The organism is Gordonia sp. L191 (assembly GCF_030077625.1).
Lineage (GTDB): Bacteria > Actinomycetota > Actinomycetes > Mycobacteriales > Mycobacteriaceae > Gordonia > Gordonia polyisoprenivorans_A.
On sequence record NZ_CP125996.1, the window covers coordinates 4,420,972 to 4,446,203 of the forward strand.

Genomic DNA, 25,232 nt, shown 5'->3' on the forward strand with positions numbered 1-25,232 from the left:
TGACACACAGCGGCAATCGCCGCCTCCTCGACCCGCATCGAGCGGGATAGCCGAACTCGACTTACAACATCGCGTAACTCCAGTACGATGCCCGAAATGAGCGATGAGCGCCCGCGGGTCCATCAGACGCCGCCGGTCGCCGCGTTCTTCGATCTCGACAAGACCGTCATCGCGAAATCGTCGGTCCTCGCCTTCAGTCGCCAGTTCTTCACCGAGGGCCTGCTCGACACCCGCACGCTGCTTCGTTCGGCCGTCACCCAGTTGAGCTTTGCCCGCTCGGCTGCCGACGCCGACCACGTCGAGCGGCTGCGCAGGCACATCACCACGATGTGTCAGGGCTGGGATGTCTCCGAGGTGAACCGGATCGTCGCGGAAACCATCGACGACGTCGTCCGGCCGCTCGTCTACAGCGGTGCGGTCGATCTCATCGACGCGCACCGGCAGAAGGGACATGCCATCGCCCTGGTATCGGCGTCGGGGCAGGAGATGGTCGAGCCGATCGGCGCCATGCTGGGCGTCGATCACGTGCGTGCCAGCCGGATGCACATCACCGACGGCCACTACACCGGCGACCTCGATTTCTATTGCTACGGCGAACAGAAGGCCGCGGCCATCCTGCAGATCGCGCAGGAGCACGGCTACGATCTCGACCTCTGCTACGCCTACTCGGATTCGGTGACCGATCTGCCGATGCTCGAGGTCGTCGGGCGGCCCACGGTGGTGAACCCCGACAAGCAATTACGCCGGCACGCCGAGGACAACGGCTGGCCGATCCTCGACTTCGACCGCGATCCGGACCCGTCGTTCGCCGGCGCGCCAGCGCTGGCCGCGGCGGTGGCCCTGGGGCTCGGCGCCGCGGTGGGATGCGGCGTCGGAATCCGTCTCACCAGGCCTCGACGCACCGCCGCGGCGAGCGTCGGACTGCACCTCTGAAATGCCGTAAACCGTTGCACCAGTGCACCAGTCGTCGGTGACGTGAACGCCACCGAACATTGACACGCTTGAGTCTTGATGTGATCGCGATCACGGTGTACAAAGGTCATACGGAACCTCGGAAGGCAAAGTTCGCCCCGGAAGAGAAGGAGCGGACCCCCATTCCGAGCACTTCCCAGCACGAGCGGCAAGTACCCACGCGGAGCGAGCCGCATAAGGCACAAGTGTTGTGCGCCTGCGACATCGCGGCCATGTGAACGACTACCCTCGACGGCAGCGCCCCGACCCTCGGACAGCGCCGACGACATCATCTGATGGCGTCGTGATGGGACGAGATTGGCAGCGCCGGAACGGTATTCGGGCAGATGACCGTGGTCAATCGCCGAGGCGGTACCCACAACCCACCAAGCACGCTTGGTAGCTTTCGTTCGTGCTATGCGGGCGGCGACCCGGTTTTCGAACCGGATCGCCGCCCGCAGTGTTGTGTGAGCCCAATGTTGTATGGGCCCAGTGTTGCGTGACCCCGGTGTTGTACCGCCCGGTCAGCCGGCCCGTGCGGCGTCGGCGATCGACTTCGCTTCCGCCGCACCGGCGGTGAGCGCCTCGCAACAGAAGACGATCCACTCCCCCAGCGCTTCGGCACGGCCGGTGCCGAAGGCCTCCGCCAGGACGCGATAGTCGGCGACCCGCCGCAGCCATGTCACCTCGGGGACGCCGAGATTGTGCGGATCAAGACCCGACGACGTACACACCAACCGCGACGCAGCACGGGCGACGATCCCGTTGGCGGATCGAAAGGCGTTCAGGCTCAGTAATTCCCCGTGGACGACGGCCGCGAGGACCGGCGCACCCACCCTGGTGCCGCCGGTGATCAACTGGCTGAGCAGGTCCAGGCGGGTCGCGACGTCGGCATCGGCGCGCGGGCGGCCGAGTTCGTCGGGATCATCGATGAGATCGGCGGCGGCGAGCATGTGCAATCGCGCGAAGGCCTGTGCGGGAGCACGCCGGAACACCGAGGTGAGGCTTTCCAGCGAATCACCGTCAAGTGCCTGGGCCACGCGCATGGCGCCGGCGAGGACCGGGTCGTCGAAGTCGCCGTCACGACGCAGCTCGACGCTACCGCCGTCGATGGCCGCCGATGACCGTCCGGCTCGCCAGGACGCCTCGGTGGCCGTCTTGTCCCAGCCGCGCAGGTTCGCCGGATGCCGGTGCACCGCGCCCAGCGCGTCGCGTGCGGCGTCGGCCGCGGCGGCCACCCCGGGCAGGTCGGCGAGCGGTGCGAGCGGGTCGGAGGTCATCCGAACACCATAATCCGCACCGCCGGAGCGACCCGCCCGGGCTGTCGCGTGGGCGAGCGTCGGCGATGGCGGCCGTCAGGCCACGCCGCCCCCGAGGGGGATCGACCGGCCGGGGATCGCCTCGAGCAACGCTCGCGTGTACTCCTCGCGCGGCGCGGCGAAGATCTCGTCGGCCGAACTGTGTTCGACGACGCGTCCCTTCTCCATCACCAGCACGTCGTCGGCGATCTGGCGGACCACCGCGAGGTCGTGGGTGATGAACAGATAGGTCAACCCCATCTCGCTCTGTAGGTGATCGAGCAGGGTCAGGATCTGATCCTGGACCAGCACGTCGAGCGCCGAGACCGCCTCGTCGCACACCACGACCTCCGGCTCGAGGGCCAACGCGCGCGCGATCGCCGCGCGCTGGCGCTGCCCACCGGAGAGTTCGTTGGGGTAGCGATGCATCGCCGACGCCGGGAGCGCGACCCGATCGAGCAGTTCACGCACCCGCTTCTCCCGCGAGGCCTTGTCACCGATCTTGTGCACCCGCAACGGCTCCTCGATCACCCGGTAGATCGAGAACATCGGGTCGATGGAGCCGTAGGGATTCTGGAACACCGGCTGGATACGACGCCGCAGCGCCAGCGCCGAGCGGCCACGGACCGTCGAGACGTCGGTGCCGTCGAACTCGACACGACCCGACGTCGGCGCCAGCAGGCCGAGCACCATCTGCGCGACGGTCGACTTACCCGATCCGGACTCCCCGACGATCGCGGTGGTGGTGCCGCGCGGCACCGCGAAGCCGACGTCGTCGACCGCGCGGAACGGGGTCGATCGCCACGGCACCTTGCCACGGACCGGGAAGTCCTTCACCAGTTTGTCGGCGACGATAAGGGCATCGGAATCGGTTGTCGGCGAACTGTTCCCAACGACGTCGGCCTCCGCAGCCGGCCCGTCGGGGCGCGGTGTCGTCGTCGCCCGCATCCTGCGCCGGGCGACCAGCGAGGGTGCGGCCTGCACGAGCCGCCGGGTGTAGGCGTGCTGCGGATGCTGCAGGATCTCGGTGGCCGGACCCGATTCAACGACCTTGCCGCGATACATGACGACGATGTGGTCGGCACGCTCGGCGGCCAATCCGAGGTCGTGCGTGATCAGCAGAACCGCCGTGCCGAGTTCGTCGGTGAGTCCGTCGAGGTGATCGAGGATCTGTCGTTGCACCGTCACATCGAGGGCCGAGGTGGGTTCGTCGGCGACCAGGAGTTTCGGACGGCACGCCAGACCGATCGCGATGAGCGCGCGCTGACGCATACCCCCGGAGAACTCGTGGGGATACTGATTCATCCGGGACGCGGCGTCGGACATGCCCGCCTCTTCGAGGACCTCCGCGGCGCGCTTCTTCGCGGCGGCCCCCTTGGCGACCTTGTTGACCTCGATCGCCTCGCGAACCTGGAATCCCACCTTCCACAACGGGTTCAGGTTCGACATCGGGTCCTGGGGGACCAGACCGATTCCGGTGCCTCGCAACTGGTCGATCTGTCTCTTCGACGCCGTCGTGAGATCCATGCCGTCGAACATGATGGTGCCGCCGGTGATCCGGCCCGTTCCGGGCAACAGGTCGAGCACCGCATTGGCGGTGGTGGTCTTGCCCGACCCGGATTCGCCGACCACGGCGACGGTTTGGCCGGGATAGACGCGCAGATTCACCCCCGACACCGCGCGCGTCGGGTTCTTCGCGCTCCCGAAGGACACCTCGAGGTCCCGGATCTCCAACAGCGGGGCGACGGCGCCTGCGGTGTCGCCGGTCTCGGCGGCGGTGGGTTGTTCGGTCATCGTGTCCTCGATTTCGGGTCGAGCGAATCGCGCAGGGCATCACCCATGAGCATGAAGCTCAGAACCGTGAGGGCAAGTGCGCCTGCGGGATACAGCAGGATCGGATTGCCCGACCGCAGCAGACTCTGACCGGCGGCGATGTCGATACCCCAGGAGACCGCCGTGGCGGGCAGCCCGATGCCGAGGTAGGACAACGTCGCCTCGGTCACGATGAACACACCGAGGGACACCGTACAGGTGACGATCACCGGGCCGAGTGCATTCGGCACCACGTGCGAGAACACGATGCGCCGCCGAGAGGCTCCCAGCGATGTGGCTGCGGTGATGAATTCGTTGTTCTTGATCGATATGGTCGCGCCGCGGGCGATGCGCGCGATCTGCGGCCAGCCGAAGACGGCGAGGATCGCCACCACCGTCCACACCGTCCGGTGGGTGAACATCTGCATGATCACGATCGCGGCCAGGATCAGCGGCAGCGCGAAGAAGACGTCGGTGACGCGCGACAGCAGGACGTCGAGCCACCCGCCGAGATAGCCGGCGAGGACCCCGATCAGACCACCGACGACGAAGACCAGCAACGTGGTGCACACGCCGACGATCACCGAGTCGCGGGCCCCGAAGATGGTGCGTGCGTAGATGTCACAGCCCTGCAGGTCGGTGCCGAACCAATGCGACGAACTCGGCGGCAACAGGCTGTTGCCGCCCTGGCAGTAACGCGGGTCCTGATGGGCGAACAGCGACGGGAACAGGCAGATCAGAATCACCAGGATGATCATGACGGAGGCGACGATGAAGGTCGGACTGGTCCGCAACTGCAACCAGGCGCCCTTCCAGAAACCGGCGGAGCCGCCGGTGTCGCGGACCGGATCGGCATCGAGGACCTCGACCTCGTCGTCAGGGGCGACGAAGCGATGTTGGCCCGGCAACGGACGGCCCGAAGGGTCGCTCTCGCCGAGGGTTGAAGGGTCGCTCTCGCCGAGGGTTTCGGCGTCCGAGCGCAGGACCTCGGCCTCGGATTCGGGTGGGAAGAAACTGTCAGGCATAGCGGATCCTCGGATCGATCACGGCGTAGAGCAGGTCGACGACCAGATTCGCCACGAGGTAGATGAGTACGAGCACGGTGACGATCGACACCACCGTTGGTGCCTCACCGAGACTCACACTGCGGAAGATGGTCTGACCGATCCCGTTGATGTTGAAGATGCCCTCGGTGACCACCGCACCGGCCATCAGTGCGCCGAGATCGACGCCGAGGAAGGTGATCACCGGGATCAGCGAGTTGCGCAGGATGTGCACGATCACCACCCGCGGACGGGAGGCACCCTTGGCCGTCGCGGTCCGCACGAAGTCGGCAGAAGAGTTCTCCGCCACCGAATTACGGGTCAATCGTAAGACGTAGGCGAACGACGCCGACGCCAGCACGAAGGCCGGTAACCACAGGTGTGCGAGGTCGTCGTTGGCCCCGACGGTCACCGGTGCGATCCCCCACTTCACCCCGAAGAGGAACTGGGCGATGAAGCCGATCACGAAGATCGGGACCGCGATGACCACCAGGCTCGCGAACAGCACCGTGGCATCGAACCATCCGCCGCGGCGCAGACCGGCGATGACGCCGAACAGGATGCCGAACACGGCCTCGATGATCAGCGCGAAGACGGCGAGCCGGATGGTGACCGGAAATGCTTGGGCCATCACGTCGGCAACGGGTCGTCCGGAGAAGGACAGGCCGAGGTTACCGGTGAAGATGCCGCTCAGATAGTGCCAATATTGTTGGAAGAAGCCGTCGTTGAGGTGATACTGCTCCCGGATCTGCTCGCGGACCGCAGGGGTCAGCGGTTTGCCGCCACCCATCGCCGCGGTCGGATCGCCCGGCAGGCTGAACACCATGAAGTAGAGCAGCAGCGTGGCCCCGAAGAAGACCGGGATCAGCTGGAGAACTCGTCGGATTGTGTACCAGAGCATGTCAATTCGTCTCTCGTGCGCAGCATCGACCCACCCGACGGAGTACCGGTCATCACCGTGCGGTGACGACCGGTACCCGCCGAACGGGCGGGATGCCTCAGCCCTTGGTCAGGTTCGGGTAGTCGGGGAGGTTGTTCCAGGTAATGGTTCCCTTGACCCCCTGGGCCAGACCCAGCGTGGAGACGTAGTCGAACAGCGGGATCGCCGGCAGGTCCTGCAGCAGGATCTGCTGAGCGCCGTTGGCCGCCTTGTAGGCCGCATCGTTGGTCGGCTGCGCGAGCGCGTTGTTGATCGCCGCGTCGAACTGCGGGTTGGAGTAGTCGCCGTCGTTGGAGCCGGCCCCGGTCACATAGAGCGGGTACAGGAACTCCAGCATCGACGGGTAGTCACCCTGCCAGCCGGTGCGGAAGGCGGTCTTGATGGTGCGCGCGTTGACTTCCGAGCGCAGCTGCTTGAAGGTCGGCACCGACTCACCGTGCGCGTCGATACCCAGCGTGTTCTTGATGTCATTGGAGGCCGCGTCGATCCACTCCTTGTGTCCGCCATCGTAATTGGAGGCGATGACGAAGCTGCCCGACCACGGGGCGATGGCATTGGCCTGCGCCCACAACTGCTTGGCCTTGGCGGCGTTGTAGTCGAGCACATCGGAGCCGGGGATATTGGCGTCGTATCCCGGCAGCGATGACGAGGTGAAGTCGCGGGCCGGGGACCTCGTACCGGCGAAGATGTTCTGGGCGATCTGCGGACGGTTGATGGCCATCGAGATCGCCTGTCGCCGTAGGCGACCCTCCTCACCGGAAAAGTGCGGCAAGGTCTCCGGAATGGTCATCGTCAGGTTATAGGCGACGGGCTTGTTGATGACCTGCGACTCCCCGAGATCCTTCTTGTAAGTGCGCAACGCCGAGGTGGGGATGACCTCGAGCGCATCGAGGTTGCCCGACTGCAGGTCACTGTAGGCGGCGTCGGGGTCCTGGTAGGCGACGAAGGTGATGCCCTTGTTCTTCGCCTTGTCGGGACCGGGATAGTCCGCCTTGGCCTCGACGTCGATCTTCTGGTTGTGCTGCCAGTCGACGAACTTGTAGGGGCCGTTGCCGATCGGCTTCTGACCAAAGGCGTTGATGTCCTTGAAGGCGACATCGGGCAGCGGCTTGAACGGGGTGAATCCGAGGCCGAGCTTGAAGTCGATGTTGGGCTGCTTGAGGGCCACGGTGAACGTGTAGTCGTCGACGACCTTCAGTCCGGACATGGTCTTGGCCGTCGGATTCTCCGCGGCGACCTGGTCATAGCCCTCGATGGGCTCGAAGAAGCTCTGCTGCTTCTGGGCGTTGGGCGTGTAGGCACCGAAGTTCCAGGCGTCGACGAAGTTGTGCGCCTTCACCTCGGTACCGTCGTCGAACTTCCACCCCTTCTTGATGGTGATGGTGTAGTTCTTGTTGTCGGTGGTCTCCAGCTTGTCGACCATCGCCGGACGCGGATTGCCCTGTGCGTCATAGGCATACAGGCCGGTGAACAACGCGTCGACGACGCGGCCGCCGATGTTCTCGTTGGTCGTGGTGGTGATCAGACCGGTTTCCGGCTCACCGCCGTACACCCGGATGTAACCGTTGGAGTCGTCCGACGAACTCCCGCATGCGGATAGGACGCCGGCGGCCACCACGGCCGCACCCAACGCCACCCAGATCTTCCTCAATTTCACTCGCTATCGCCCTCCGAGGCACGCCGGTGGTAACCGGCAATATTCGACGCCGGAAGGCGCTGTACTACACCTCCGGCCGGACTTCTGCATTTGCACGCGCAGCATCGTGGACCGCGCGTGGACGTGGACGAACCCGATCCTTACCGGATCGTGGCCGGAAGCTGTCAACAACCTGACCGGGAGGTAACCATACCCACGAGTCAACGAGCCGTCTCGCCGAACAATCATTTTTCTTCGCGCTGCGAACCAACAATCCGGCAAAACGCGCAGAGACCACGCCGGAGTACGCCGACCCCCGAGAACCGACCGCTCGACGACGAGCGCACACCTTTTGTCGCCCCGCCACCTGCAACGGGTATCCAACGTGACTACCCTCACAATGAGGATCTCGTGGCAGCCGGCTCACGTGCGGCTGCCACGCGCGATGTTGTTGCCGACCAGTGAAAGGCCAGCTCAGATGACCACTTCCGCTTCCGACACCACTCCCGGTTACCCGCCGTCGGAGGAGTTCGCGGCGCAGGCCAACGGCACCGCCGAACTGTACGACCGGGCCGAGGCCGATCGTCTGGAGTTCTGGGCGGAGCAGGCGCGACGGCTGGAATGGGACACCGATTTCGGGGAGGTCCTCGACTGGTCGGACGCCCCGTTCGCCAAGTGGTTCGTCGGCGGCAAGCTCAATGTCTCGGTCAACTGCGTCGACCGCCATGTCGCCGCGGGCAAGGGTGATCGCGTCGCGATCCACTGGGTCGGCGAGCCCGGCGATCACCGCGACATCACCTACAGCCAGCTCAAGGACGAGGTCAGCCGCGCCGCGAACTACTTCACCGCGATCGGATTGACCGCCGGAGACCGGGTGGCGATCTACATGCCGATGGTCCCCGAGGCACTGATCTCCATGCTCGCCTGCGCGCGACTGGGCCTGACCCACTCTGTCGTGTTCGCCGGATTCTCCTCGGGCGCACTGCGTTCCCGCGTCGACGACGCCCAGGCCAAACTCGTCATCACCACCGACGGCCAGTACCGCCGCGGCAAGCCGGCACCGCTGAAGACCGCCGTCGACGAAGCCCTCGGCACCGGCGCGGACGCCGCGGAATCGGTCGAGAAGGTCCTCGTGGTGCGCCGCACCAATCACGACGAGAACCTCTCGTGGGTCGACGGCCGCGACGTCTGGTGGGAGGACACCGTCGCCGAGCAGTCCCCCGAGCACACCCCGGAGGCCTTCGACGCCGAACACCCGCTGTTTCTGCTCTACACCTCGGGCACCACCGGCAAGCCCAAGGGGATCGTGCACTCCTCGGGCGGCTACCTCACCCAGGCGTCCTACACCTTCCACTACGTCTTCGATCACAAGGAAGGCCGCGACGTCTTCTGGTGTGGCGCCGACATCGGCTGGGTGACCGGGCACTCCTACCTGGTGTACGGTCCGCTGTCCAACGGGGCGACCGAGGTCGTCTACGAGGGCACCCCGAACTCCCCCAACGAACACCGCCACTTCGAGATCATCGAAAAGTACGGCGTCACCATCTATTACATCGCGCCGACACTGATCCGCACCTTCATGAAGTGGGGCCGGGAGATCCCCGACGCCCACGATCTGAGCTCGGTGCGACTGCTCGGCAGCGTCGGCGAACCGATCAACCCCGAGGCGTGGAAGTGGTACCGCGAGGTCATCGGCGGCAACTCCGCGCCGATCGTCGACACCTGGTGGCAGACCGAGACCGGCGCGATCATGATCAGCCCGCTGCCCGGGGTGACCGTCACCAAACCCGGCTCGGCGATGGCACCGCTGCCCGGCATATCGGCGACCATCGTCGACGACGACGCCAACCCGGTCGGCGCGGGCGAGCAGGGCTACCTCGTCCTCGACAAGCCGTGGCCGTCGATGCTGCGCGGGATCTGGGGCGACGACGAACGCTACCGCGAGACCTACTGGTCCCGCTTCGCCGAACACGGCTGGTACTTCGCCGGCGACGGCGCCCGCTACGACGACGACCACGCCCTGTGGGTGCTCGGTCGCGTCGACGACGTCATGAACGTCTCCGGCCACCGGATCTCCACCGCCGAGGTCGAATCCGCCCTCGTCGGGCACTCCGGCGTCGCCGAAGCCGCGGTCATCGGCGCCGCCGACGAGACCACCGGCCAGGGCATCGTCGCCTTCGTCATCCTGCGCGAGGGCATCGAGAACACCGGCGACGAGCTGATCGCCGAACTGCGCCAACAGGTGTCGGTGGAGATCTCCCCGATCGCCAAACCCCGCGAGATCAACGTCGTACCCGAACTCCCCAAGACACGCTCGGGCAAGATCATGCGCCGCCTGCTCAAGGACGTCGCCGAGGGACGCGAACTCGGCGACACCTCCACCCTCGTCGACCCCTCGGTCTTCGAGGCGATCCGCGCTAAGAAGGCCTGATCGGGCCGGAGCTCGCCCGCGGCGAGAAGCGCTGCACGGCCCGCGAGATGCGCCACCGGGTGCCCCAACCCGGTGGCGCATCTCGTGTGTCGGCACCTGCCCGTCGGTCGGTGACGAGGCCGCGCCCGCGGGCGGCACTGACCACCTCGATCGGCCGACATGGCAACATATGCCCCATACCCCAGATACGGAGGATGCTGTGAGCCGAAACGAGAACGGCCGGTCTGCACCAGGAGGACGTCCGGTCCCCTCGATCCCCCTGTCCGACGCCGACCTCGGGCCCCAGGGCGAGCCGAGCATCGGCAACCTGGTCAAGGACGCGACCGCGAGCGTGTCGACGCTCGTCCGTTCCGAGGTGGCGCTGGCCAAGTCCGAGCTGGTCGCGGAGGCCAAGAAGGCCGGGGCCGGCACCGGTGCGCTCGCCGTGGCCGGGGTGACCGCACTGTATGCGAGTTTCTTCTTTTTCTTCTTCCTCGCCGAACTCCTCAGCGAATGGCTGCCGCGCTGGGCGGCGTTCCTGATCGTGTTCGGATTGCTGGTCGTCATCACCATCGTGGTCGCCATCGCCGGTTACCTGTTCTTCAAGAAGATCCGCGGTCCGAAGAAGACCATCGAGACCGTCAAGGAGATCCCGTCGGTGCTGCCCAAGTCGGGCCCGCCCGTTGCCGATCGGTCCAAGATCGCGGTGCCCGACGACGCCGCCGCGACCGCGTCGGCCACCGCCGAGCACCCACGAATCCCGCCCGCCCGCGAGGGCTGAGCGATGGCCGCGCCCGACCCGTCGAGCGTTCGGCTCCCCGGCGTCTGGCGGCATCTCGACGTCCGCGCGAACGGCCTGCGGTTTCATGCCGTCGAGGTCGACGAGCCGATCGCGGATCGGCCACTGGTGTTGCTGCTGCACGGTTTCGGCGAGTTCTGGTGGAGTTGGCGTCATCAGCTGACCGCATTGACCGAGGCCGGTCATCGGGCCGTGGCGGTCGACCTGCGCGGGTACGGCGACACCGACAAACCGCCTCGTGGCTATGACGGGTGGACGCTGGCCGGTGACACCAACGGTCTCGTCCGCGCACTCGGGCACACCGACGCAACCCTGGTCGGGCACGCCGACGGCGGTTTGGTCTGCTGGGCGACGGCAACCCTGCACCCGCGCGCGGTGTCGCGCATCGCGGTGATCGCGTCACCGCATCCGCGTTCCCTGCGCCACGACGTGTTGCTGCGCGGACCGCAACGCACGGCGTTCCTCCCGAACTTCCTGCGCAATCAGCTCCCACGGTCGGCCGAGGCACGCTTGACCCGCCGCGACGGCGCCTTCATCGCACGGTATTTCGATCAACGCGCGGGCAGCGCCTGGCGCGGCACCGACGACTACGCGCAGACCGTCGGACTCAACCGCTCGGCCATCCAGATTCCCTATGTGGCGCACTCGAGTCTGGAATACCAGCGCTGGGCCTTCCGGTCGCAGTTCCGGCCCGACGGCATCCGGTTCATGCGTCTCATGCACCGCAGACTGCACATCCCGGCGCTGGCGCTGCGCGGCGCCGACGATCCCTACATCACCGACCACGCGATGCGCGAGAGCCGCGAGTGGGTGGACCATCTCGACGTCCGGGAGATCCCCGACAGCGGACACTTCGCCCATCAGGAACAGCCGGACGCGGTCAACGCCGCGCTGATCGGCCTGCTGACCTCCTGAGCCAGACCTCACCGAGCGCCGCCGATCACCGAGCGCAGGCCTCACCGAGCGCCGCCGATCACCTGCTGCCCGGATCACCCGGGCCGGCGGTGTGGTCGCGATGTCCGTGGGTACGTCGCCGTTCCTTCATCCGCGCCTCGTGGACGTGACGCACCCCGCCGGTCAGTTCCGCGCGCACCCGAGCCTCGGTGTCGGTGAACGCGGCGTGATAGCCGTCGTCGAATTCCTCGACGATCTGGAAGGTCCAGCGACCCTCGATCACGTTGCGGCCCACCATCTCCGTCTCGATCCGATCGGCGAGTTCGGTGTACCCGGCATCGCGCATCTCGTCGACCGCCTCCCCGAGCAGGGCGTCGGCATGCCCGACGAGCTGATGGAAGCCGTACAGATGACCCCGCGCCCGCTCGATGTATTCCAGTGCCTCCGTGACCTTTCCGGCCACCTCGGCGGTGTGGTCGTCGACGGCGCCCGGGTCGGGGGACTCATGTGCATCGCTCATTCGCGCACACACGCCCCGGTCGAGACCCGCCCGTAGCGGCCCTGGGCACGGGCGAGGTCCTTCTGCACGAGAGCGGCGGTGAGTACGTAACCGGTCTCGTCGGCGGCGTTCTCCGACGTCGCGAACACCACACCGAGCACCTCGCCGGCCGAATTGAGCATCGGCCCACCGGAATTGCCCTGACGGATCACACCGCGCACCGTGTACACCTCGCGGGTGACCTGACGGTTGCGGTAGATGTTGGCGGTCGGCAGCTGGCGCATGTCGCGTACCCGCACCGCGGTCTTCTGGAACGGTCCGGCCTGCGGATATCCCAGGACGATCGCGTCGTCGCCGGTGGATGCGGTCTTCGAGGCGAATCGCAACGGCCGCGCGTCGATGCCGTCGACCCGCAGGATCGCGACGTCGTTGACGCTGTCGAAGAGCACGACGTCGGCGTCGTAGGAGGTGCCGTCGGACTGCTGGGCCTGCAGCGTCGAGGTCCCGGCGACGACGTGCGCGTTGGTCATGATCAGATCCGGGCCGACGACGAAACCGCTGCCCTCGAGGGCCTGCTGGCAGTTCGGTGCCTCGCCCTCGATCTTGACCACACTCGGCTCGGTCTGCGCGACGACCGGCAGGTCCAGCAGCGCCGGGTCGGGGGGTGCGACCTGGCCGGCGTTGGTGGTGGGGATGACGCCGTCGAGTTTGGAATCCTCGAGCAGTCGGCGGAACTCGTCGACCGGCTTCGCGGCCAGCCACCCGGGCGCCGCATCATCGACCGCGCCGAGCACCTTGGAGCCGTCGACGGCCTTGGTCAGCGCCTGCGAATGCGAACTTGCCAGCAGGGTGCCGATCAGCCACATCGCCACCAGCGCCGCGAGGGCCTGCAGCACCAGTCCGACGCCGCTGTCGATTGCCCGCAGTTCCGGTGACCGGATGCCGCCGCGGGCGGCGTGACCGAGGATCATGCCGGCGATCTCGCCGATCACCACCAGCGCGACGAGCACCCCGACGGCCGCCACCAGCTGCATCGTCGGATCGTCGATCCGGGAGATCACATGCGGCACCAGCAGAATCCCGGCGAAGGCTCCGAGGAGCACACCGAGCACGGCCAGCGCGGAGGCCACCGCGCCCTGCCGGAAACCACTGATCGCGGCGATCAGGGCGACCGCGACGACGATGATGTCGACCCACGTCGAACCGCTCATCGGCCGCCCCGGCCGTCGGCGTCGCGCAGATGGTCGGGGTGCACCGCACGGAAACCCGATTCCTGCCGGCTGCCGGCGCGTCGGATCATCTCGTCGAGCGGACGGACGTCGTCGGTGTCCCAGGCCGGCCCCCACCCGGCGGCGTCGCTGATCGCCGCGATCAGGCCGCCGGTGAAACCCCAGACGAGCAGTCCGTCGACGAAGAACGCGGGACCTTGATAGGCGCGGGCACCGAGGACCGATCGGCGCACCTGGAATCGGTTCTCCGGTGCCAGGAGCTCACGCATGCTGACGCGGGCGACGCGGGCGGTCTCGCCTTCGTCGACGACGCGCACCTCACCGGGTTCGCGCCAGTGGGCGATCACCGGGACGACGTCGAAACCCGACGGCGGGACCGGGAAGCTGGGCAGGGTCGCCAGCACGTCGACCCCCTCGGTCGCCAGGCCGGTTTCCTCGTCGGCCTCCCGCAGCGCGGTGCCGACCGGATAGTCGTCACCCGGGTCGTAGCCGCCGCCGGGGAAGGCGACCTGCCCGCTGTGTTGACGCAGGGTCGACGCGCGCTCGGTGAGCAGCACCTCGGCGTCGGCGGGCAGCCCACCGGGATAGTCGGGGTCGGCGTCGAAGGACCCCGAGAACAACACCAGCACCGCGGCCGCGCGCCGGTTCCGGTTGACCATCGCCGCCCATCGGGTGCGGTCACCGCCACGATTGAGCACGATCTCGGTCACCGAGCCGACGTCGTCGGTGAGCCGGTGCATCCACGACGGAATCCGTTCACGCGCCACCAGCGGGCCGATGTGGGGTTCGGGGATCGGCGTCGGATCACTCGTGCTCACGTGGTGACCCCGGTCGCCATGCGGACCTGGTCGGCGATCTGCTGTGGATTCTCGAAGACCATCGGCGCGACCTTCGCGACGGAACCGTCGGCGCGCAGGATGATCGTCGACGGGAACACGCGGGGAGCCCGTAGCGCGGCCGCGACCTGTCCGTCGGTGTCGAGGACGACGGGCAGATGCACCCCGAGCTCGGAGAGGAACCGCAGCACCAGGTACGGACTACCCGCGCCCTCGCGTGCGTGAACGGTCAGCACCGTCACCGCCGACCCGGCCCGCTCGGCGTAGTCGGCGAGCACGGGAAGCTCCGCGCGGCACGGCTGACACCACACCGCCCACATGTTGATGACCAGAGGTTTACCGACGGTCCCGGCGCCGAGGTCGTAGCTCGCCCCGGTCGACAGACACGGTGCCCGTACCCCGGCCAGCACCGCGGCCCCGGTCGGCGCGGGCCCGCCGACCTGCGGACACGGTGCGATCGCGGCGTCGGCGCGGGCCTGTGCCAACTGCGCGTCGTCGACCTGCACGTCGGTGGCCGAGGCGGCACCCGACGGACGGATCTGCTGGGCGTCATCGTCCGTCGACGAATCGCGCGGCCAGATCGCGACGACGAGGGCGATTACCACGACGAAGAACACGAGTGTCCATCGCGCGGCCGGGGGGAAACGAGAGCCCCGCCGGCGATCCGGCGGGGTCGGCTTCTCCACGGGCGGCAGATTGTCGGTGGTCACGACGTGATCCCCGCCAACGCCAGCAGGTGATCGGTCTCGGGCCCCTTCACCAGGGCCGCGGCGGCCGTCTTGTCCATTGGCCCGGTACCCGCCGAAGGACAGTCCTTGGCCAGGATGCACACCCCGCACGCCGGCTTGCGCGCATGGCAGACACGTCGGCCGTGGAAGATCACCCGGTGGGACAGATCGGTCCACTCCTTGCGCTCGATGAGTTCGCCGACGGCATGCTCGACCTTGACCGGATCGGTCTCCTCGGTCCACTCCCAACGCCGGACCAGACGACCGAAGTGGGTGTCGACGGTGATTCCGGGAACCCCGAACGCGTTGCCCAACACCACATTTGCGGTCTTTCGGCCGAATCCGGGCAGCGTCACCAGCTCGGGCAGGGTGTGGGGCACCTCGCCGTCGAAGCGCTCCACGAGCGCCTGACCGAGCCCGATGAGCGAGTTGGTCTTGTTCCGGTAAAAGCCGGTGGGGCGGATCAATTCCTCGAGTTCGGTGCGGTCGGCCTGCGCATAGTCCAGTGCGGTGCGGTAGCGGGCGAACACCGCCGGGGTGGTCTGGTTCACGCGGACGTCGGTGCATTGCGCCGACAAGATGGTGGCCACCGACAGTTCCAGCGGAGTGGTGAAATCGAGCTCGCAATAGACGTGCGGGAAAGCCACCTTCAGCGTGCGATTCATCCGGCGGGCACGACGAACCAACCCGAGGTGGGTCTCGGCCTTCTTCGTGCCCGAACCCCTCCCCGACCTCGGCTGGGTTGTCGATGCAGCCTTCGGCTCGGATGCCGATGCAGCCGGCTTGCGCGCGCTCACCCGACCAGGTTAGCGATGCGCGGCGGCGTGGGGCGCGGTGCGGCGCCCGACATTGCCGATGTCAACCAGCGGCGCGCTTTGGTCACAACTGGGTTACCGCGGCCGTTCTGGTTGGGAGTCGTGAGCCCGATTGTGTTTACTTGTGGCCATGCAAGGACTTGCCGTACTGCTGTTCCCGGCCGTACTGATGCTCTTCGCCCTCGGCATGGAGAAGGTCCAGTCCTGGACGGATCGCGTCACCGTGAACCGTGACAACGTCGAGGAATTCCTGTCGGCTGCCGATCCCGAGGATGTCGACACCCTGGCCCGCGAGGGCATGCCGGCCGCGTTGGACGAACTGCGCAATCGCCGGGCCGGCTGACCCGACGCCACACCCCTGCTACTCCACCCGGCTCGTCGCGCCGGCATGCACCGCTGCGCGGGATCGCCGACGTCCGGTGTTCGCCGAGAGCAGACACGCCACCCATTACAACGCCGGTGACCCATTCAACACATATGCTGGGGGCGAGAGTAGCGTTGCAGCGGGTGTGCCAGTGGAGCACACCCGGGATTCATGAGTGAGAAGGGACTCCTTGGTGGAGGAAGTACTGGCGCGGGCAGGCATTTTTCAGGGTGTCGAGCCCTCTGCCGTAGCGGCACTGACCAAGCAGCTTCAGCCTGTCGACTTTCCGCGGGGACATGTCATCTTCCACGAGGGCGAACCCGGTGATCGGCTGTACATCATCCTGTCCGGCAAGGTGAAGGTCGGCCGTCGGTCGCCCGACGGTCGCGAGAACCTGCTGACGATCATGGGACCGTCGGACATGTTCGGCGAGCTGTCGATCTTCGATCCCGGTCCGCGCACCAGCTCGGCAACCACGGTGACCGAGGTCCGCGCGGTCTCGATGGACCGGGATGCGCTGCGCGCCTGGATCAAGGACCGCCCGGAGATCGCCGAGCAGCTCCTGCGCGTGTTGGCCCGACGTCTGCGTCGCACCAACAACAACCTCGCCGACCTGATCTTCACCGACGTGCCCGGACGTGTGGCCAAGCAGCTCCTGCAGCTGGCCCAGCGCTTCGGCACCCAGGAAGGCGGCTCGCTACGCGTCACCCATGACCTCACGCAGGAAGAGATCGCCCAGCTCGTCGGGGCCTCGCGCGAGACCGTGAACAAGGCGCTCGCCGACTTCGCCCAGCGCGGATGGCTGCGCCTGGAGGGCAAGAGCGTGCTGATCGCCGACTCCGAGCGACTCGCCCGCCGCGCCCGCTGACCTGAGCTCGACGTTCTTCCCTCACTTTCTCGTTCTTCCCCCGACAATTTCCCGGGGAAGAACGAAAGAGTGGGGGAAGAACTGTTTTCGGCCCTCGGCCGGCCGTCACAGTTGACGCAGATACTCCAGCTGCGCCTTCACCGACATCCGCGCCGCGGGCCACAACTTCTTGTCGACGTCGGCATAGACCTTGCGGACCACGTTCATCGGCTTGGCCTTCTTCGCCGACACCCCCATCTCGTCGAGCGCGGCCTGGATCTGGTCGATCCGCTCCTCACGGTGCGCCTTGTAGAAGCGCGCGACGGGTTCGAGCGTCGGATGATCGGGACCGTGCGCCGGCAGCAGCGCAGCCTCGGCACCATCGACGATCAACCGGTTCAGCGAACCCATGTAGTCGAGCAAACTGCCGTCGGACGGATCGATGACGGTGGTGCCGCTACCCAGGATCGTGTCGCCGGTGAGCATGGCGCGCTGCCCCTCGTGCTCGACGAGATAGCTGACGGAGTCGCCGGTGTGGCCGGGCGTGAACAACACGGTGATGCGCAGACCGGCGACGTCGATGACCTCGCGATCACGCAGGGGTGCGGCGTCGCGGCAGTGCGACCGCAGGCGGGCACGGGTCGGCGCACCGGTCCGCTTGGCCAGCGCGTCGATGGCGCCGGTGTGATCGAAGTGCCGGTGGGTGATCAGGGTCAGCGCGATACCCGGTTGCGCCGCAACCCTTTTCACGTGCTTCTTGTGGCGGGGCGGGCCCGGGTCGACGACGACGCATTCCGTGCTGCCCGGCGCCCGCAGAATCCACGTGTTGGTGCCGTCGAGTTCCATCACGCCGGGGTTGTCGCACAACAACACCGACGCGAACGGCGTCACCTCGCGCAGTACCCCGTAGGCGGGATGCACCGGGTCGGCGTCGGCAACAACCTCGCTGTCCCGAGGGCGGTCGTCAGGGGCGGTCATGGGGCCAGGGTAATGCCGCGCCGACACCGCGGGTGAGTCAGGCTCATCCGGCGATCAGATCGTAGGACAGCTTGGCCACCATGACGACCACGACGACGAGCAGCACCCACCGCACGAACCTGCTGCCGCGGCCCAGCGCCATGTGCGCGCCGACCTGCGCCCCCACGACATTGCCCACCGCCAGCGCCAATCCGAGCAACCACAACACGTGTCCCTGCGCGGCGAACACCGCGAGCGCCCCGAGATTGGTTCCGGTGTTGATCACCTTCGCCGTCGCCGAACTCTGCACGAAATCGGTACCCACCAACGCGGTCAGCGTGATGATCAGGAAGGTTCCGGTACCCGGACCCATGAGCCCGTCGTAGAAGGCCACGACGATCCCCGCGATCGCCAGCCCGCACACCACCGACCTGCGGGACCGCGTCCGCGAGACACCCGATCCGAACCCGGGATTGAGCGCGACGAACAACCCCACGGCCACCAGCATCACCAGGACGATCGGCGTGAAGACGTCGGTGGGCAACCGACTCGCCACGAACGCTCCCGCGCCCGAACAGACTGCGGCACAGACGAATACCGGCGCGAGACGACACGCCCGCAGCGGCACGGTGCGCGAATAACGCCACGCCGCGGACGCGGTCCCAACGACCGCGGCCAGCTTGTTGGTCGCCAGCGCCGACGCCGGAACGATCCCGGGCGCACCGATCAGCAGAGCCGGGATGAGGATCAGACCACCCCCACCGACCACCGCGTCGACCCAGCCCGCGGCCACCGCGGCGACGATCAGCGCCGCGACGACCTCAGCACTCAAGCGTCAGCGACCTCGACCACGAGTTCGACCTCCACCGGCGCCCCCAACGGCAACTCGGTGACCCCGACCGCGGAGCGGGCATGCACGCCAGCGTCCCCGAAGATCTCGCCGAGCAGGTCCGACGCACCATTGAGGACACCCGGTTGCCCGGTGAAGCCCGGTGCCGACGCGACGAATCCGGTCACCTTCACCACGCGCACAATCGAATCCAGTCCGACGAGTCCGTTGATCGCGGCCAACGCGTTGATGGTGCACTGCCGTGCGGCCGCCGTCGCCTCATCGGGTTTGACGACACCCTCCGCGCCGGTGCAGACCTTGCCGTGGATCGACAGCTCACCGTTGACGAAGGGCAACTGCCCCGAGGTGTAGACCAGGTTCCCCGAGCGGAGGGCCGGAACGTAATTGGCGACCGGGGTGGGGGCCGTCGGCAACTCGATTCCCAGCTCGTCGAGCCGTTGTGTCCAGGTGCTCATGGCCTCAGCCCTTCGGCCGCTTGAGGTAGGCGACGTGCTGCTCTCCGGTGGGGCCGGGCAACACACTGACCAGCTCCCAGCCGTCGGCGCCCCACTGATCGAGAATCTGTTTGGTGGCGTGGGTCAGCAGCGGAACCGTCACGTATTCCCAGGCGGTGACATCACTCATGGCCCCAAGCCTAGGGCATCGAGGTGGCGTGCTCGCAGGCACGATCGGGCGAAATGACCTGACCGGAGTGACCCTGGACGACGACTGAGTCGATATGGTGAATCCGTGGTGTACGACACGCCCGGGGGCGACCAGACATCCAGCGGTCGGCAGAGCCGACCCCGACCTGACGGGGTCGCAGCGATTCTCGACGACGAGGAGGCAGTGACCGCACCGAACATCTGGCCGGACTCGGCCGCCAAGGCACGCCTGCACTTCGTCTCGGGTAAGGGCGGCACCGGCAAGACCACCATCGCCGGCGCGCTCTCGCTGGCCCTGGCTGCCGCGGGAAAGCGCGTCTTACTCGTCGAATGCGAGGGGCGCCAGGGCATCGCGCAACTCTTCGACCTGCCACCGCTACCGCCGACCGACACCCGCATCGCCACGGCCGAGGGCGGCGGCGAGGTGTGGGCGCTGGCCCTCGACATCGAGCATGCGCTGCTGGAATACCTCGACATGTTCTACAACCTGGGCTTCGCCGGCCGGGCGATGAAGCGGATCGGTGCGATCGACTTCGTCACCACGGTCGCCCCGGGGCTGCGTGACGTCCTGATCACCGGAAAGATCAAGGAACGCATCATCGCGACCAACAAAAAAGGCGTGCGGCTCTACGACGCCGTCGTCGTCGACTCCCCGCCCACCGGCCGGATCGGCAGCTTCCTCGACGTCACCAAGGCGATGGCGGACCTCGCCAAGACCGGCCCGATCCGCAACCAGAGCGAGGGGGTGGCACGGTTGCTGCACTCGGAGGAGACCGCGATCCACCTCGTCACCCTCCTCGAAGCGATGCCGATCACCGAGACCATCGAGGCCGTCGACGAGTTGCGGGGCAAGAACCTCCGAGTCGGCAGCCTGATCATCAACCGGGTGAACCCGATGCATCTGCCGTCGGATGAGATCGACGACATCGCCGAGGGCAACGTCGACGCACAGCGGGTCGCGTCCGGGCTCGCCGACGCCGGCATCGAGGCGAGCGAAGCCGATTTCGCCGGGTTGCTCACCGAAACGATCGAACACGCCTCGCGGCTGCAGGCGCAGCAGGTGGCCAAGGCCCAACTCGACGAGGTGGAGGTCCCGACGCTGGAACTACCCACCCTCGGCGACGGGATGGATCTCGGCGGCCTCTACGAACTGGCCAATCTGCTGCAGAAAGCGGGTGCCTGATGCCCCTCGACCTGAAGATGGGTTCGGTGCTCGCCGACCCGGAGACCCGCGTGGTCATCTGCTGCGGCGCCGGTGGCGTCGGCAAGACGACGACCGCCGCGGCGATGGCCCTGCACGCCGCCGAACACGGCCGCACCGTCGCGGTGCTCACGATCGACCCGGCCAAGCGGCTCGCTCAATCGTTGGGCATGAGCGAGCTGACCAACGATCCCCAACCGGTGGCCATCGACGGCACCGGATCGCTCGACGCGATGATGCTCGATATGCGCCGCACCTTCGACGAGATGGTGCAGGAGTACTCCACACCCGAGCGCGCCGCGGCCATCATGGAGAACTCCTTCTACCAGACTGTCGCCGAATCCTTTTCCGGCACACAGGAATACATGGCGATGGAGAAGCTCGGCAAGCTACTGGAGACCAACCGGTGGGACCTGATCATCGTCGACACCCCACCGTCGCGCAACGCCCTGGACTTCCTCGACGCACCGCAGCGCCTCGGGTCGTTCCTGTCCGGCCGACTGATGAAGGTGCTCGTCGGCGGCGGCCGCGGCGTCGGCCGCATGGTCACCGGCGCGATGAGCCTGGCGATGCGCGGGGTCTCCACCATCATCGGCGGCGAGATGCTGCGCGACGTCGCGACGTTCGTGCAGTCACTCGACTCGATGTTCGGCGGCTTCCAGGACCGCGCGCTCAAGACCTACGAACTGCTCAAACAGCCCGGTACCCGCTTCGCGGTGGTCGCCGCGGCCGAGCCGGATGCGCTGCGCGAGGCCGCCTTCTTCGTCGATCGCCTCTCCGAGGAGTCGATGCCGCTGGCCGGGCTCATCCTCAATCGCACCCACCCCAACCTCACCGGCATCCCCGAAGAGGTCGCGCGGGTGGCCGTGGACAAGGCCGACGACGACCTCACGCGCGGAGTGCTGCTGGTGCACGCCGAGCGTGCCGCGACGGCCAAACGGGAGGTCCACCTGCTGGGGCGGTTCACCTCCGCGCATCCGACGGTGCCGATCGTCGGCGTCCCGTCGTTGCCGTTCGAGGTGGCCGACCGCGTCGCCCTGCGCGCCGTAGCCGAGCAGATCACCGGTCGGGGCTGACCTCGATTCCGAACACGAGGCCGACGAGCCCTGCACGCCACGTCGATGACGCCCCGGTGGTCACCGCGGCGGTCGCCGACGGCGAGTAACGACGTCGCATCACTGTGGCACCGACTTTCGAAGCGATTGACACACAGCATGTTCCGCGGCGGTTCCTCGACGCCGGCACCTTCGGTCTCCCGCCGGACTGAAGTTGCGCCCCGATCGGCCCTGCCCCCGGATCCACGCTGTCCCCCGAACGGACCACACACCCCCGGACACGACATCACCGGCGGGGTACTCCCGCCGGTGATGTGAGTTTGTGGTCCGGGTCAGCCCGCGACGCGCTGGCGGCGACGCTGCGCCTCGAAGAACGCCGACCACGAGGTGACCTCGGGATGCTGGCGCAGCAGCGCCCGGCGCTGACGCTCGGTCATACCGCCCCACACCCCGAATTCGACGCGATTATCGAGAGCGTCGGCGCCACACTGCAACTGCACCGGACAGTGCCGGCAGATCGTGGCGGCCTTGCGCTGCGCTGCGCCCCGCACGAACAGGTCGTCCGGGTTCTCCCCGCGACACCTCGCCTGCGACACCCAGGTCAACCGCGCCTCGTCTGCCGATACTGCCGCTGTTGCCATCGTTATCGCCCCTGTCTGTCGTTGTCTGCGATGACCACGTCACCGCACTGCGACTGCAACCCGCTTGCTCACCTGGACAATTGATCGAGTTTGATATCTCTAACACTCTGCCGCATCGGCTGTTAAGTGAGTCACATTCTGCCCTCAATCTAGGGATCTGTGCATGCCACCGCAACCCCTGAGGCCGAAAAACTGGCACAACCGTGCAGACTCTCGGCGAAACACCTGGTCATCGCCACCGACCCCGCCGGTGCCATGCGCGGCGACGCGGGCTGCGAGGGTGTTGAGGAAATCACACGTATTCTGTCGGGGTGCCGATCTCGAAGAAGCTTGGGCCGCTCGCTGCCGCGTGCGTGCTGGCCGGCGTGCTCGTCGCCGGACTCCTGTATCCGGTCGCCAGCGGGGTGGGACTGGTGTCCAACAGAGCCGCTTCGGCAGTAGAGAACGTCTCGTCGGAATTGCTCAACGGCACCCTGCCCCAGGTCTCGACGATGACCGACGCGGCGGGCAACCCGATCGCGCTGTTGTTCGACCAGTACCGCTATGAGGTCGGCTACAACGACATCTCGCCCGACATGGTCGCCGCGATCATCTCCATCGAGGACCGCCGCTTCCTCGAGCACGACGGCGTCGACTGGAAGGGCACCATCCGCGCCGCGTTGAAGAACTCGTCCTCGGGCGAGGTCCAGCAGGGCGCGTCGACACTGGATCAGCAGTACATCAAAAACTATCAACTCCTCGTGCTCGCGCGGACCGAGGCCGATCGGGAGGCAGCCACCGAGACCACCCCGGCACGCAAGCTGCGTGAGGTCCGGATGGCGCTGACGATGGAGCAATCGCTCACCGAGCAGGCCAAACGCAAGGGCCTCTCCGACGCCGCGGCCAAGCAGGAGGCCAAGAAGCAGATCGTCACGCGGTATCTCAACGTGGTGCCGTTCGGCAACAACGCCTACGGCATCGAGGCCGCGTCGCAGGTGTACTTCAACAAGCACGCCAAGGACCTCACCGTCGAGCAGGCCGCACTGCTCGCGGGCATGGTGCAGTCGAGCAGCGCGCTCAACCCGTACACCAATCCGCAGGCTGCGCTGGCACGACGCAACACCGTGCTCGACACGATGATCCAGAACTTCCCCAATCGCCGCGACGAGCTGACCGCGGCCAAGGCCAAGCCGCTCGGGGTGGTCCCCAATCCCAACATCCCCACCCAGGGGTGCATCGGCGCCGGCAACAACGGATTCTTCTGCGACTACGCGCTGCAGTTCCTCGCCGCGAACGGCATCTCCCGCGACTCGGTGATGCGCAGCGGATACATCATCAAGACCACCCTCGACCCCGACGTGCAGCGTTCGGTCGAGCGCGCGGTGCAGACCCAGGCCGATCCGCACGCCGACGGCGTCGCGAGCGTGATGAGCGCGATCCGGCCGGGCACCACCGCCCATCCCGTGCTGGCGATGGCGTCGAGCCGCGACTACGGGCTCAATCAGAATGCCGACCAAACCGTGCAGCCGCAGCCGTTCTCGCTGGTCGGTGACGGTGCGGGCTCGGTGTTCAAGGTGTTCACGACGGCCGCGGCGATGGAGCAGGGCCTCGGCACCGGCTCCAACATCCCGGTCCCGTCGACACTGGCCGTGCAGGGCATGGGCAGCAGCGGCGGCTCCAACGGATGTCCTGCCGACAGCTACTGCGTCAAGAACGACGGCCGCTATCCCGCGTCGATGTCGGTCTCCCAGGCGCTGGCCCAGTCACCGAACACCGCCTTCGTCAAGCTGTTGCAGCAGACCGGGGTGAAGCCGACCGTCGACATGGCCGTGCGCCTGGGTCTGCGCTCCTACAACACGCCGGGCACCTCCGGTGACGGCGACAAGTCGATCGCCCAGTACGTCAAGGACGGCAACTTCGGTTCGTTCACCCTGGGCCCCTTCCCGGTCAACGGACTCGAGCTGTCGAATGTGGCGGCCACCCTGTCCTCGGGCGGGGTGTGGTGCCCGCCCAACCCGATCGGCTCGATCAGCACCATCAAGCGCGACGAGAACAGCAACGCGGTGCCCGGCCCCGACGGCGCACCGGTACTGACCACGGTGCCGTTCAACGCACCGGGATGTGACCGCGTCGTCGAGCAGGGTCTGGCCAACACCCTGGCCAGTGCGATGAGCTTCGACGATCGAGGCGGGGGCACCTCGGCGGCGGCCGCCGGCTCGACGGGCTGGAATTTGCCGGTGTCGGCGAAGACCGGCACCACCGAGGCGCACCGCTCGGCGGCGTTCCTCGGCTTCACCAACAACATCGCCGGGTCGGTCTACGTCTACAGCGACGGTCCCAACCCGGAGGGCATCTGCACCAGCCCGCTGCGGTCCTGCTACGACGGCAACCTCTACGGCGGATACGAGCCGGCACGTACCTGGTATTCGGCGATCCTGCCGGTCGCGAACAAGTTCGGGCCGACGAGCCTGCCACCGCAGGATCCGCAGTACGTGTCCGGCAACAGTCGCGGACGGGTCCCCGACGTCACCGGTCTGACCGCCAGCGACGCGACCGCCAGGCTGCAGGCTGCCGGCTTCAAGGTCACCCAGCTCGAGATCGACTCCCCGCGCCCGCAGGGCACGGTGGTGTTCACCGCACCGTCGGACTCGGCGTTGCCGGGGAGCACGATCACGATCTACGTGAGCAACGGACGTCAGTCCCCGGGCGGCAGCAACGGCCCGACCCAGACGACGGTGCAGGTACCCGGCGTCGGGCCGGTGGTGATCGATCTGCCCGGCTGAGGCCGAGTCGCCGGACGGGGT

Annotated in this window: 24 protein-coding genes; 9 read left to right on the forward strand and 15 right to left on the reverse strand. The window is 67.2% G+C overall.

Annotation, left to right across the window (positions count from 1 at the left end; genetic code table 11):
- Nucleotides 1–96 precede the first annotated feature (96 nt).
- Nucleotides 97–933, forward strand: a complete 837-nt coding sequence (locus QNM97_RS20075; RefSeq protein WP_283820015.1) for an HAD family hydrolase — start codon at nucleotides 97–99, stop codon at nucleotides 931–933.
- A 542-nt stretch (nucleotides 934–1,475) separates the two neighbouring features.
- On the opposite strand, the gene QNM97_RS20080 is transcribed toward QNM97_RS20075, so the two are convergent.
- The 5 genes from QNM97_RS20080 to QNM97_RS20100 all read right to left on the reverse strand — a co-directional run bounded on the left by QNM97_RS20080 (nucleotide 1,476) and on the right by QNM97_RS20100 (nucleotide 7,701).
- On the reverse strand, nucleotides 1,476–2,231 hold the full coding sequence (locus QNM97_RS20080; RefSeq protein ID WP_283820016.1) for a Fic family protein: 756 nt from the start codon (nucleotides 2,229–2,231) through the stop codon (nucleotides 1,476–1,478).
- Between the two features lie 75 nt (nucleotides 2,232–2,306).
- Nucleotides 2,307–4,043, reverse strand: a complete 1,737-nt coding sequence (locus tag QNM97_RS20085; RefSeq protein ID WP_283820017.1) for a dipeptide ABC transporter ATP-binding protein — start codon at nucleotides 4,041–4,043, stop codon at nucleotides 2,307–2,309.
- Nucleotides 4,040–5,086: an ABC transporter permease gene (locus QNM97_RS20090; RefSeq protein WP_283820018.1), complete on the reverse strand. Its 1,047-nt coding sequence runs from the start codon at nucleotides 5,084–5,086 to the stop codon at nucleotides 4,040–4,042. The genes QNM97_RS20085 and QNM97_RS20090 overlap by 4 nt, the downstream gene beginning before the upstream one ends.
- Nucleotides 5,079–6,005: an ABC transporter permease gene (locus QNM97_RS20095; RefSeq protein WP_283820019.1), complete on the reverse strand. Its 927-nt coding sequence runs from the start codon at nucleotides 6,003–6,005 to the stop codon at nucleotides 5,079–5,081. Before QNM97_RS20095 ends, QNM97_RS20090 begins: the two co-directional genes overlap by 8 nt.
- A gap of 97 nt (nucleotides 6,006–6,102) precedes the next feature.
- Nucleotides 6,103–7,701, reverse strand: a complete 1,599-nt coding sequence (locus QNM97_RS20100; protein ID WP_283820020.1) for a peptide ABC transporter substrate-binding protein — start codon at nucleotides 7,699–7,701, stop codon at nucleotides 6,103–6,105.
- 457 nt (nucleotides 7,702–8,158) lie between these two features.
- On the opposite strand from QNM97_RS20100, the gene acs reads away from it, so the two are divergent.
- From acs to QNM97_RS20115, 3 genes are all read left to right on the forward strand, one after another.
- Nucleotides 8,159–10,111 (forward strand): acetate--CoA ligase, encoded by a 1,953-nt coding sequence (acs, locus tag QNM97_RS20105; protein ID WP_283820021.1) that lies wholly within the window; start codon nucleotides 8,159–8,161, stop codon nucleotides 10,109–10,111.
- A 199-nt stretch (nucleotides 10,112–10,310) separates the two neighbouring features.
- Nucleotides 10,311–10,871, forward strand: coding sequence for a phage holin family protein (locus QNM97_RS20110; RefSeq protein WP_283820022.1), 561 nt, complete (start codon nucleotides 10,311–10,313; stop codon nucleotides 10,869–10,871).
- A gap of 3 nt (nucleotides 10,872–10,874) precedes the next feature.
- Entirely contained in the window at nucleotides 10,875–11,804 is a 930-nt protein-coding gene (locus QNM97_RS20115) for an alpha/beta fold hydrolase (protein ID WP_283820023.1), read from the forward strand.
- A gap of 58 nt (nucleotides 11,805–11,862) precedes the next feature.
- Here the strand turns inward: QNM97_RS20115 and QNM97_RS20120 are convergent, their stop codons facing one another.
- From QNM97_RS20120 to nth, 5 genes are read right to left on the reverse strand one after another with little or no spacing between them, the layout of a single operon-like run.
- Nucleotides 11,863–12,303 (reverse strand): hypothetical protein, encoded by a 441-nt coding sequence (locus QNM97_RS20120; RefSeq protein ID WP_208794009.1) that lies wholly within the window; start codon nucleotides 12,301–12,303, stop codon nucleotides 11,863–11,865.
- Entirely contained in the window at nucleotides 12,300–13,493 is a 1,194-nt protein-coding gene (locus QNM97_RS20125; protein ID WP_208794008.1) for a MarP family serine protease, read from the reverse strand. The genes QNM97_RS20120 and QNM97_RS20125 overlap by 4 nt, the downstream gene beginning before the upstream one ends.
- Nucleotides 13,490–14,329 (reverse strand): NUDIX hydrolase, encoded by an 840-nt coding sequence (locus QNM97_RS20130; RefSeq protein ID WP_283820024.1) that lies wholly within the window; start codon nucleotides 14,327–14,329, stop codon nucleotides 13,490–13,492. Before QNM97_RS20130 ends, QNM97_RS20125 begins: the two co-directional genes overlap by 4 nt.
- Complete coding sequence (locus tag QNM97_RS20135; RefSeq protein WP_283820025.1) at nucleotides 14,326–15,057, reverse strand: TlpA disulfide reductase family protein; 732 nt, start codon at nucleotides 15,055–15,057, stop codon at nucleotides 14,326–14,328. The genes QNM97_RS20130 and QNM97_RS20135 overlap by 4 nt, the downstream gene beginning before the upstream one ends.
- The gene (nth, locus tag QNM97_RS20140; RefSeq protein ID WP_502874939.1) at nucleotides 15,054–15,872 is read right to left on the reverse strand and encodes an endonuclease III; all 819 of its coding nucleotides are present in this window, start codon (nucleotides 15,870–15,872) and stop codon (nucleotides 15,054–15,056) included. The genes QNM97_RS20135 and nth overlap by 4 nt, the downstream gene beginning before the upstream one ends.
- 148 nt (nucleotides 15,873–16,020) lie before the next feature.
- Here nth and QNM97_RS20145 point away from each other — a divergent pair, with 148 nt between their 5' ends.
- Nucleotides 16,021–16,233 carry a hypothetical protein gene (locus QNM97_RS20145; protein ID WP_208794004.1) on the forward strand — a complete coding sequence of 71 codons (213 nt, stop codon included), beginning with the start codon at nucleotides 16,021–16,023 and terminating at the stop codon, nucleotides 16,231–16,233.
- Nucleotides 16,234–16,447: 214 nt separating this feature from the next.
- A complete protein-coding gene (locus QNM97_RS20150) occupies nucleotides 16,448–17,122 on the forward strand; it encodes a Crp/Fnr family transcriptional regulator (RefSeq protein ID WP_006373149.1) in 675 nt (224 codons plus the stop codon).
- 105 nt (nucleotides 17,123–17,227) lie between these two features.
- On the opposite strand, the gene QNM97_RS20155 is transcribed toward QNM97_RS20150, so the two are convergent.
- Genes QNM97_RS20155 through sp36 form a run of 4 tightly spaced genes read right to left on the reverse strand, consistent with a single transcriptional unit; the run spans nucleotide 17,228 to nucleotide 19,532 of the window.
- The gene (locus QNM97_RS20155; RefSeq protein WP_283820026.1) at nucleotides 17,228–18,079 is read right to left on the reverse strand and encodes an MBL fold metallo-hydrolase; all 852 of its coding nucleotides are present in this window, start codon (nucleotides 18,077–18,079) and stop codon (nucleotides 17,228–17,230) included.
- Nucleotides 18,080–18,122: 43 nt separating this feature from the next.
- A complete protein-coding gene (locus QNM97_RS20160; protein ID WP_283820027.1) occupies nucleotides 18,123–18,890 on the reverse strand; it encodes a TSUP family transporter in 768 nt (255 codons plus the stop codon).
- The gene (locus tag QNM97_RS20165) at nucleotides 18,887–19,363 is read right to left on the reverse strand and encodes a RidA family protein (protein WP_283820028.1); all 477 of its coding nucleotides are present in this window, start codon (nucleotides 19,361–19,363) and stop codon (nucleotides 18,887–18,889) included. Before QNM97_RS20165 ends, QNM97_RS20160 begins: the two co-directional genes overlap by 4 nt.
- Before the next feature lie 4 nt (nucleotides 19,364–19,367).
- Nucleotides 19,368–19,532 (reverse strand): Sp36 family protein, encoded by a 165-nt coding sequence (gene sp36 / locus QNM97_RS20170; protein ID WP_006373145.1) that lies wholly within the window; start codon nucleotides 19,530–19,532, stop codon nucleotides 19,368–19,370.
- A gap of 204 nt (nucleotides 19,533–19,736) precedes the next feature.
- Between sp36 and bagA the strand changes: the two genes are divergently transcribed.
- Nucleotides 19,737–20,735 (forward strand): ATPase BagA, encoded by a 999-nt coding sequence (bagA, locus tag QNM97_RS20175; RefSeq protein WP_283820029.1) that lies wholly within the window; start codon nucleotides 19,737–19,739, stop codon nucleotides 20,733–20,735.
- Complete coding sequence (bagB, locus tag QNM97_RS20180; protein WP_014358756.1) at nucleotides 20,735–21,829, forward strand: ArsA family ATPase; 1,095 nt, start codon at nucleotides 20,735–20,737, stop codon at nucleotides 21,827–21,829. Before bagA ends, bagB begins: the two co-directional genes overlap by 1 nt.
- Before the next feature lie 311 nt (nucleotides 21,830–22,140).
- On the opposite strand, the gene QNM97_RS20185 is transcribed toward bagB, so the two are convergent.
- Nucleotides 22,141–22,449 (reverse strand): WhiB family transcriptional regulator, encoded by a 309-nt coding sequence (locus tag QNM97_RS20185; RefSeq protein ID WP_006373141.1) that lies wholly within the window; start codon nucleotides 22,447–22,449, stop codon nucleotides 22,141–22,143.
- Between the two features lie 311 nt (nucleotides 22,450–22,760).
- On the opposite strand from QNM97_RS20185, the gene QNM97_RS20190 reads away from it, so the two are divergent.
- Nucleotides 22,761–25,211 carry a penicillin-binding protein gene (locus QNM97_RS20190; RefSeq protein ID WP_283820030.1) on the forward strand — a complete coding sequence of 817 codons (2,451 nt, stop codon included), beginning with the start codon at nucleotides 22,761–22,763 and terminating at the stop codon, nucleotides 25,209–25,211.
- Nucleotides 25,212–25,232: the final 21 nt, after the last annotated feature.

Excerpts from the sequence above, each read along its gene's own strand:
- QNM97_RS20095 (WP_283820019.1), bottom strand. The coding sequence starts at position 6,005 with ATGCTCTGGTACACAATCCGACGAGTTCTCCAGCTGATCCCGGTCTTC.
- sp36 (WP_006373145.1), bottom strand. The coding sequence starts at position 19,532 with ATGAGTGATGTCACCGCCTGGGAATACGTGACGGTTCCGCTGCTGACC.
- QNM97_RS20155 (WP_283820026.1), bottom strand. The coding sequence starts at position 18,079 with ATGACCGCCCCTGACGACCGCCCTCGGGACAGCGAGGTTGTTGCCGAC.
- QNM97_RS20145 (WP_208794004.1), top strand. The coding sequence starts at position 16,021 with ATGCAAGGACTTGCCGTACTGCTGTTCCCGGCCGTACTGATGCTCTTC.
- QNM97_RS20125 (WP_208794008.1), bottom strand. The coding sequence starts at position 13,493 with ATGAGCGGTTCGACGTGGGTCGACATCATCGTCGTCGCGGTCGCCCTG.
- QNM97_RS20085 (WP_283820017.1), bottom strand. The coding sequence starts at position 4,043 with ATGACCGAACAACCCACCGCCGCCGAGACCGGCGACACCGCAGGCGCC.
- bagB (WP_014358756.1), top strand. The coding sequence starts at position 20,735 with ATGCCCCTCGACCTGAAGATGGGTTCGGTGCTCGCCGACCCGGAGACC.
- QNM97_RS20075 (WP_283820015.1), top strand. The coding sequence starts at position 97 with ATGAGCGATGAGCGCCCGCGGGTCCATCAGACGCCGCCGGTCGCCGCG.
- QNM97_RS20185 (WP_006373141.1), bottom strand. The coding sequence starts at position 22,449 with ATGGCAACAGCGGCAGTATCGGCAGACGAGGCGCGGTTGACCTGGGTG.
- QNM97_RS20080 (WP_283820016.1), bottom strand. The coding sequence starts at position 2,231 with ATGACCTCCGACCCGCTCGCACCGCTCGCCGACCTGCCCGGGGTGGCC.
- QNM97_RS20120 (WP_208794009.1), bottom strand. The coding sequence starts at position 12,303 with ATGAGCGATGCACATGAGTCCCCCGACCCGGGCGCCGTCGACGACCAC.
- acs (WP_283820021.1), top strand. The coding sequence starts at position 8,159 with ATGACCACTTCCGCTTCCGACACCACTCCCGGTTACCCGCCGTCGGAG.
- QNM97_RS20090 (WP_283820018.1), bottom strand. The coding sequence starts at position 5,086 with ATGCCTGACAGTTTCTTCCCACCCGAATCCGAGGCCGAGGTCCTGCGC.
- QNM97_RS20165 (WP_283820028.1), bottom strand. The coding sequence starts at position 19,363 with ATGAGCACCTGGACACAACGGCTCGACGAGCTGGGAATCGAGTTGCCG.
- QNM97_RS20115 (WP_283820023.1), top strand. The coding sequence starts at position 10,875 with ATGGCCGCGCCCGACCCGTCGAGCGTTCGGCTCCCCGGCGTCTGGCGG.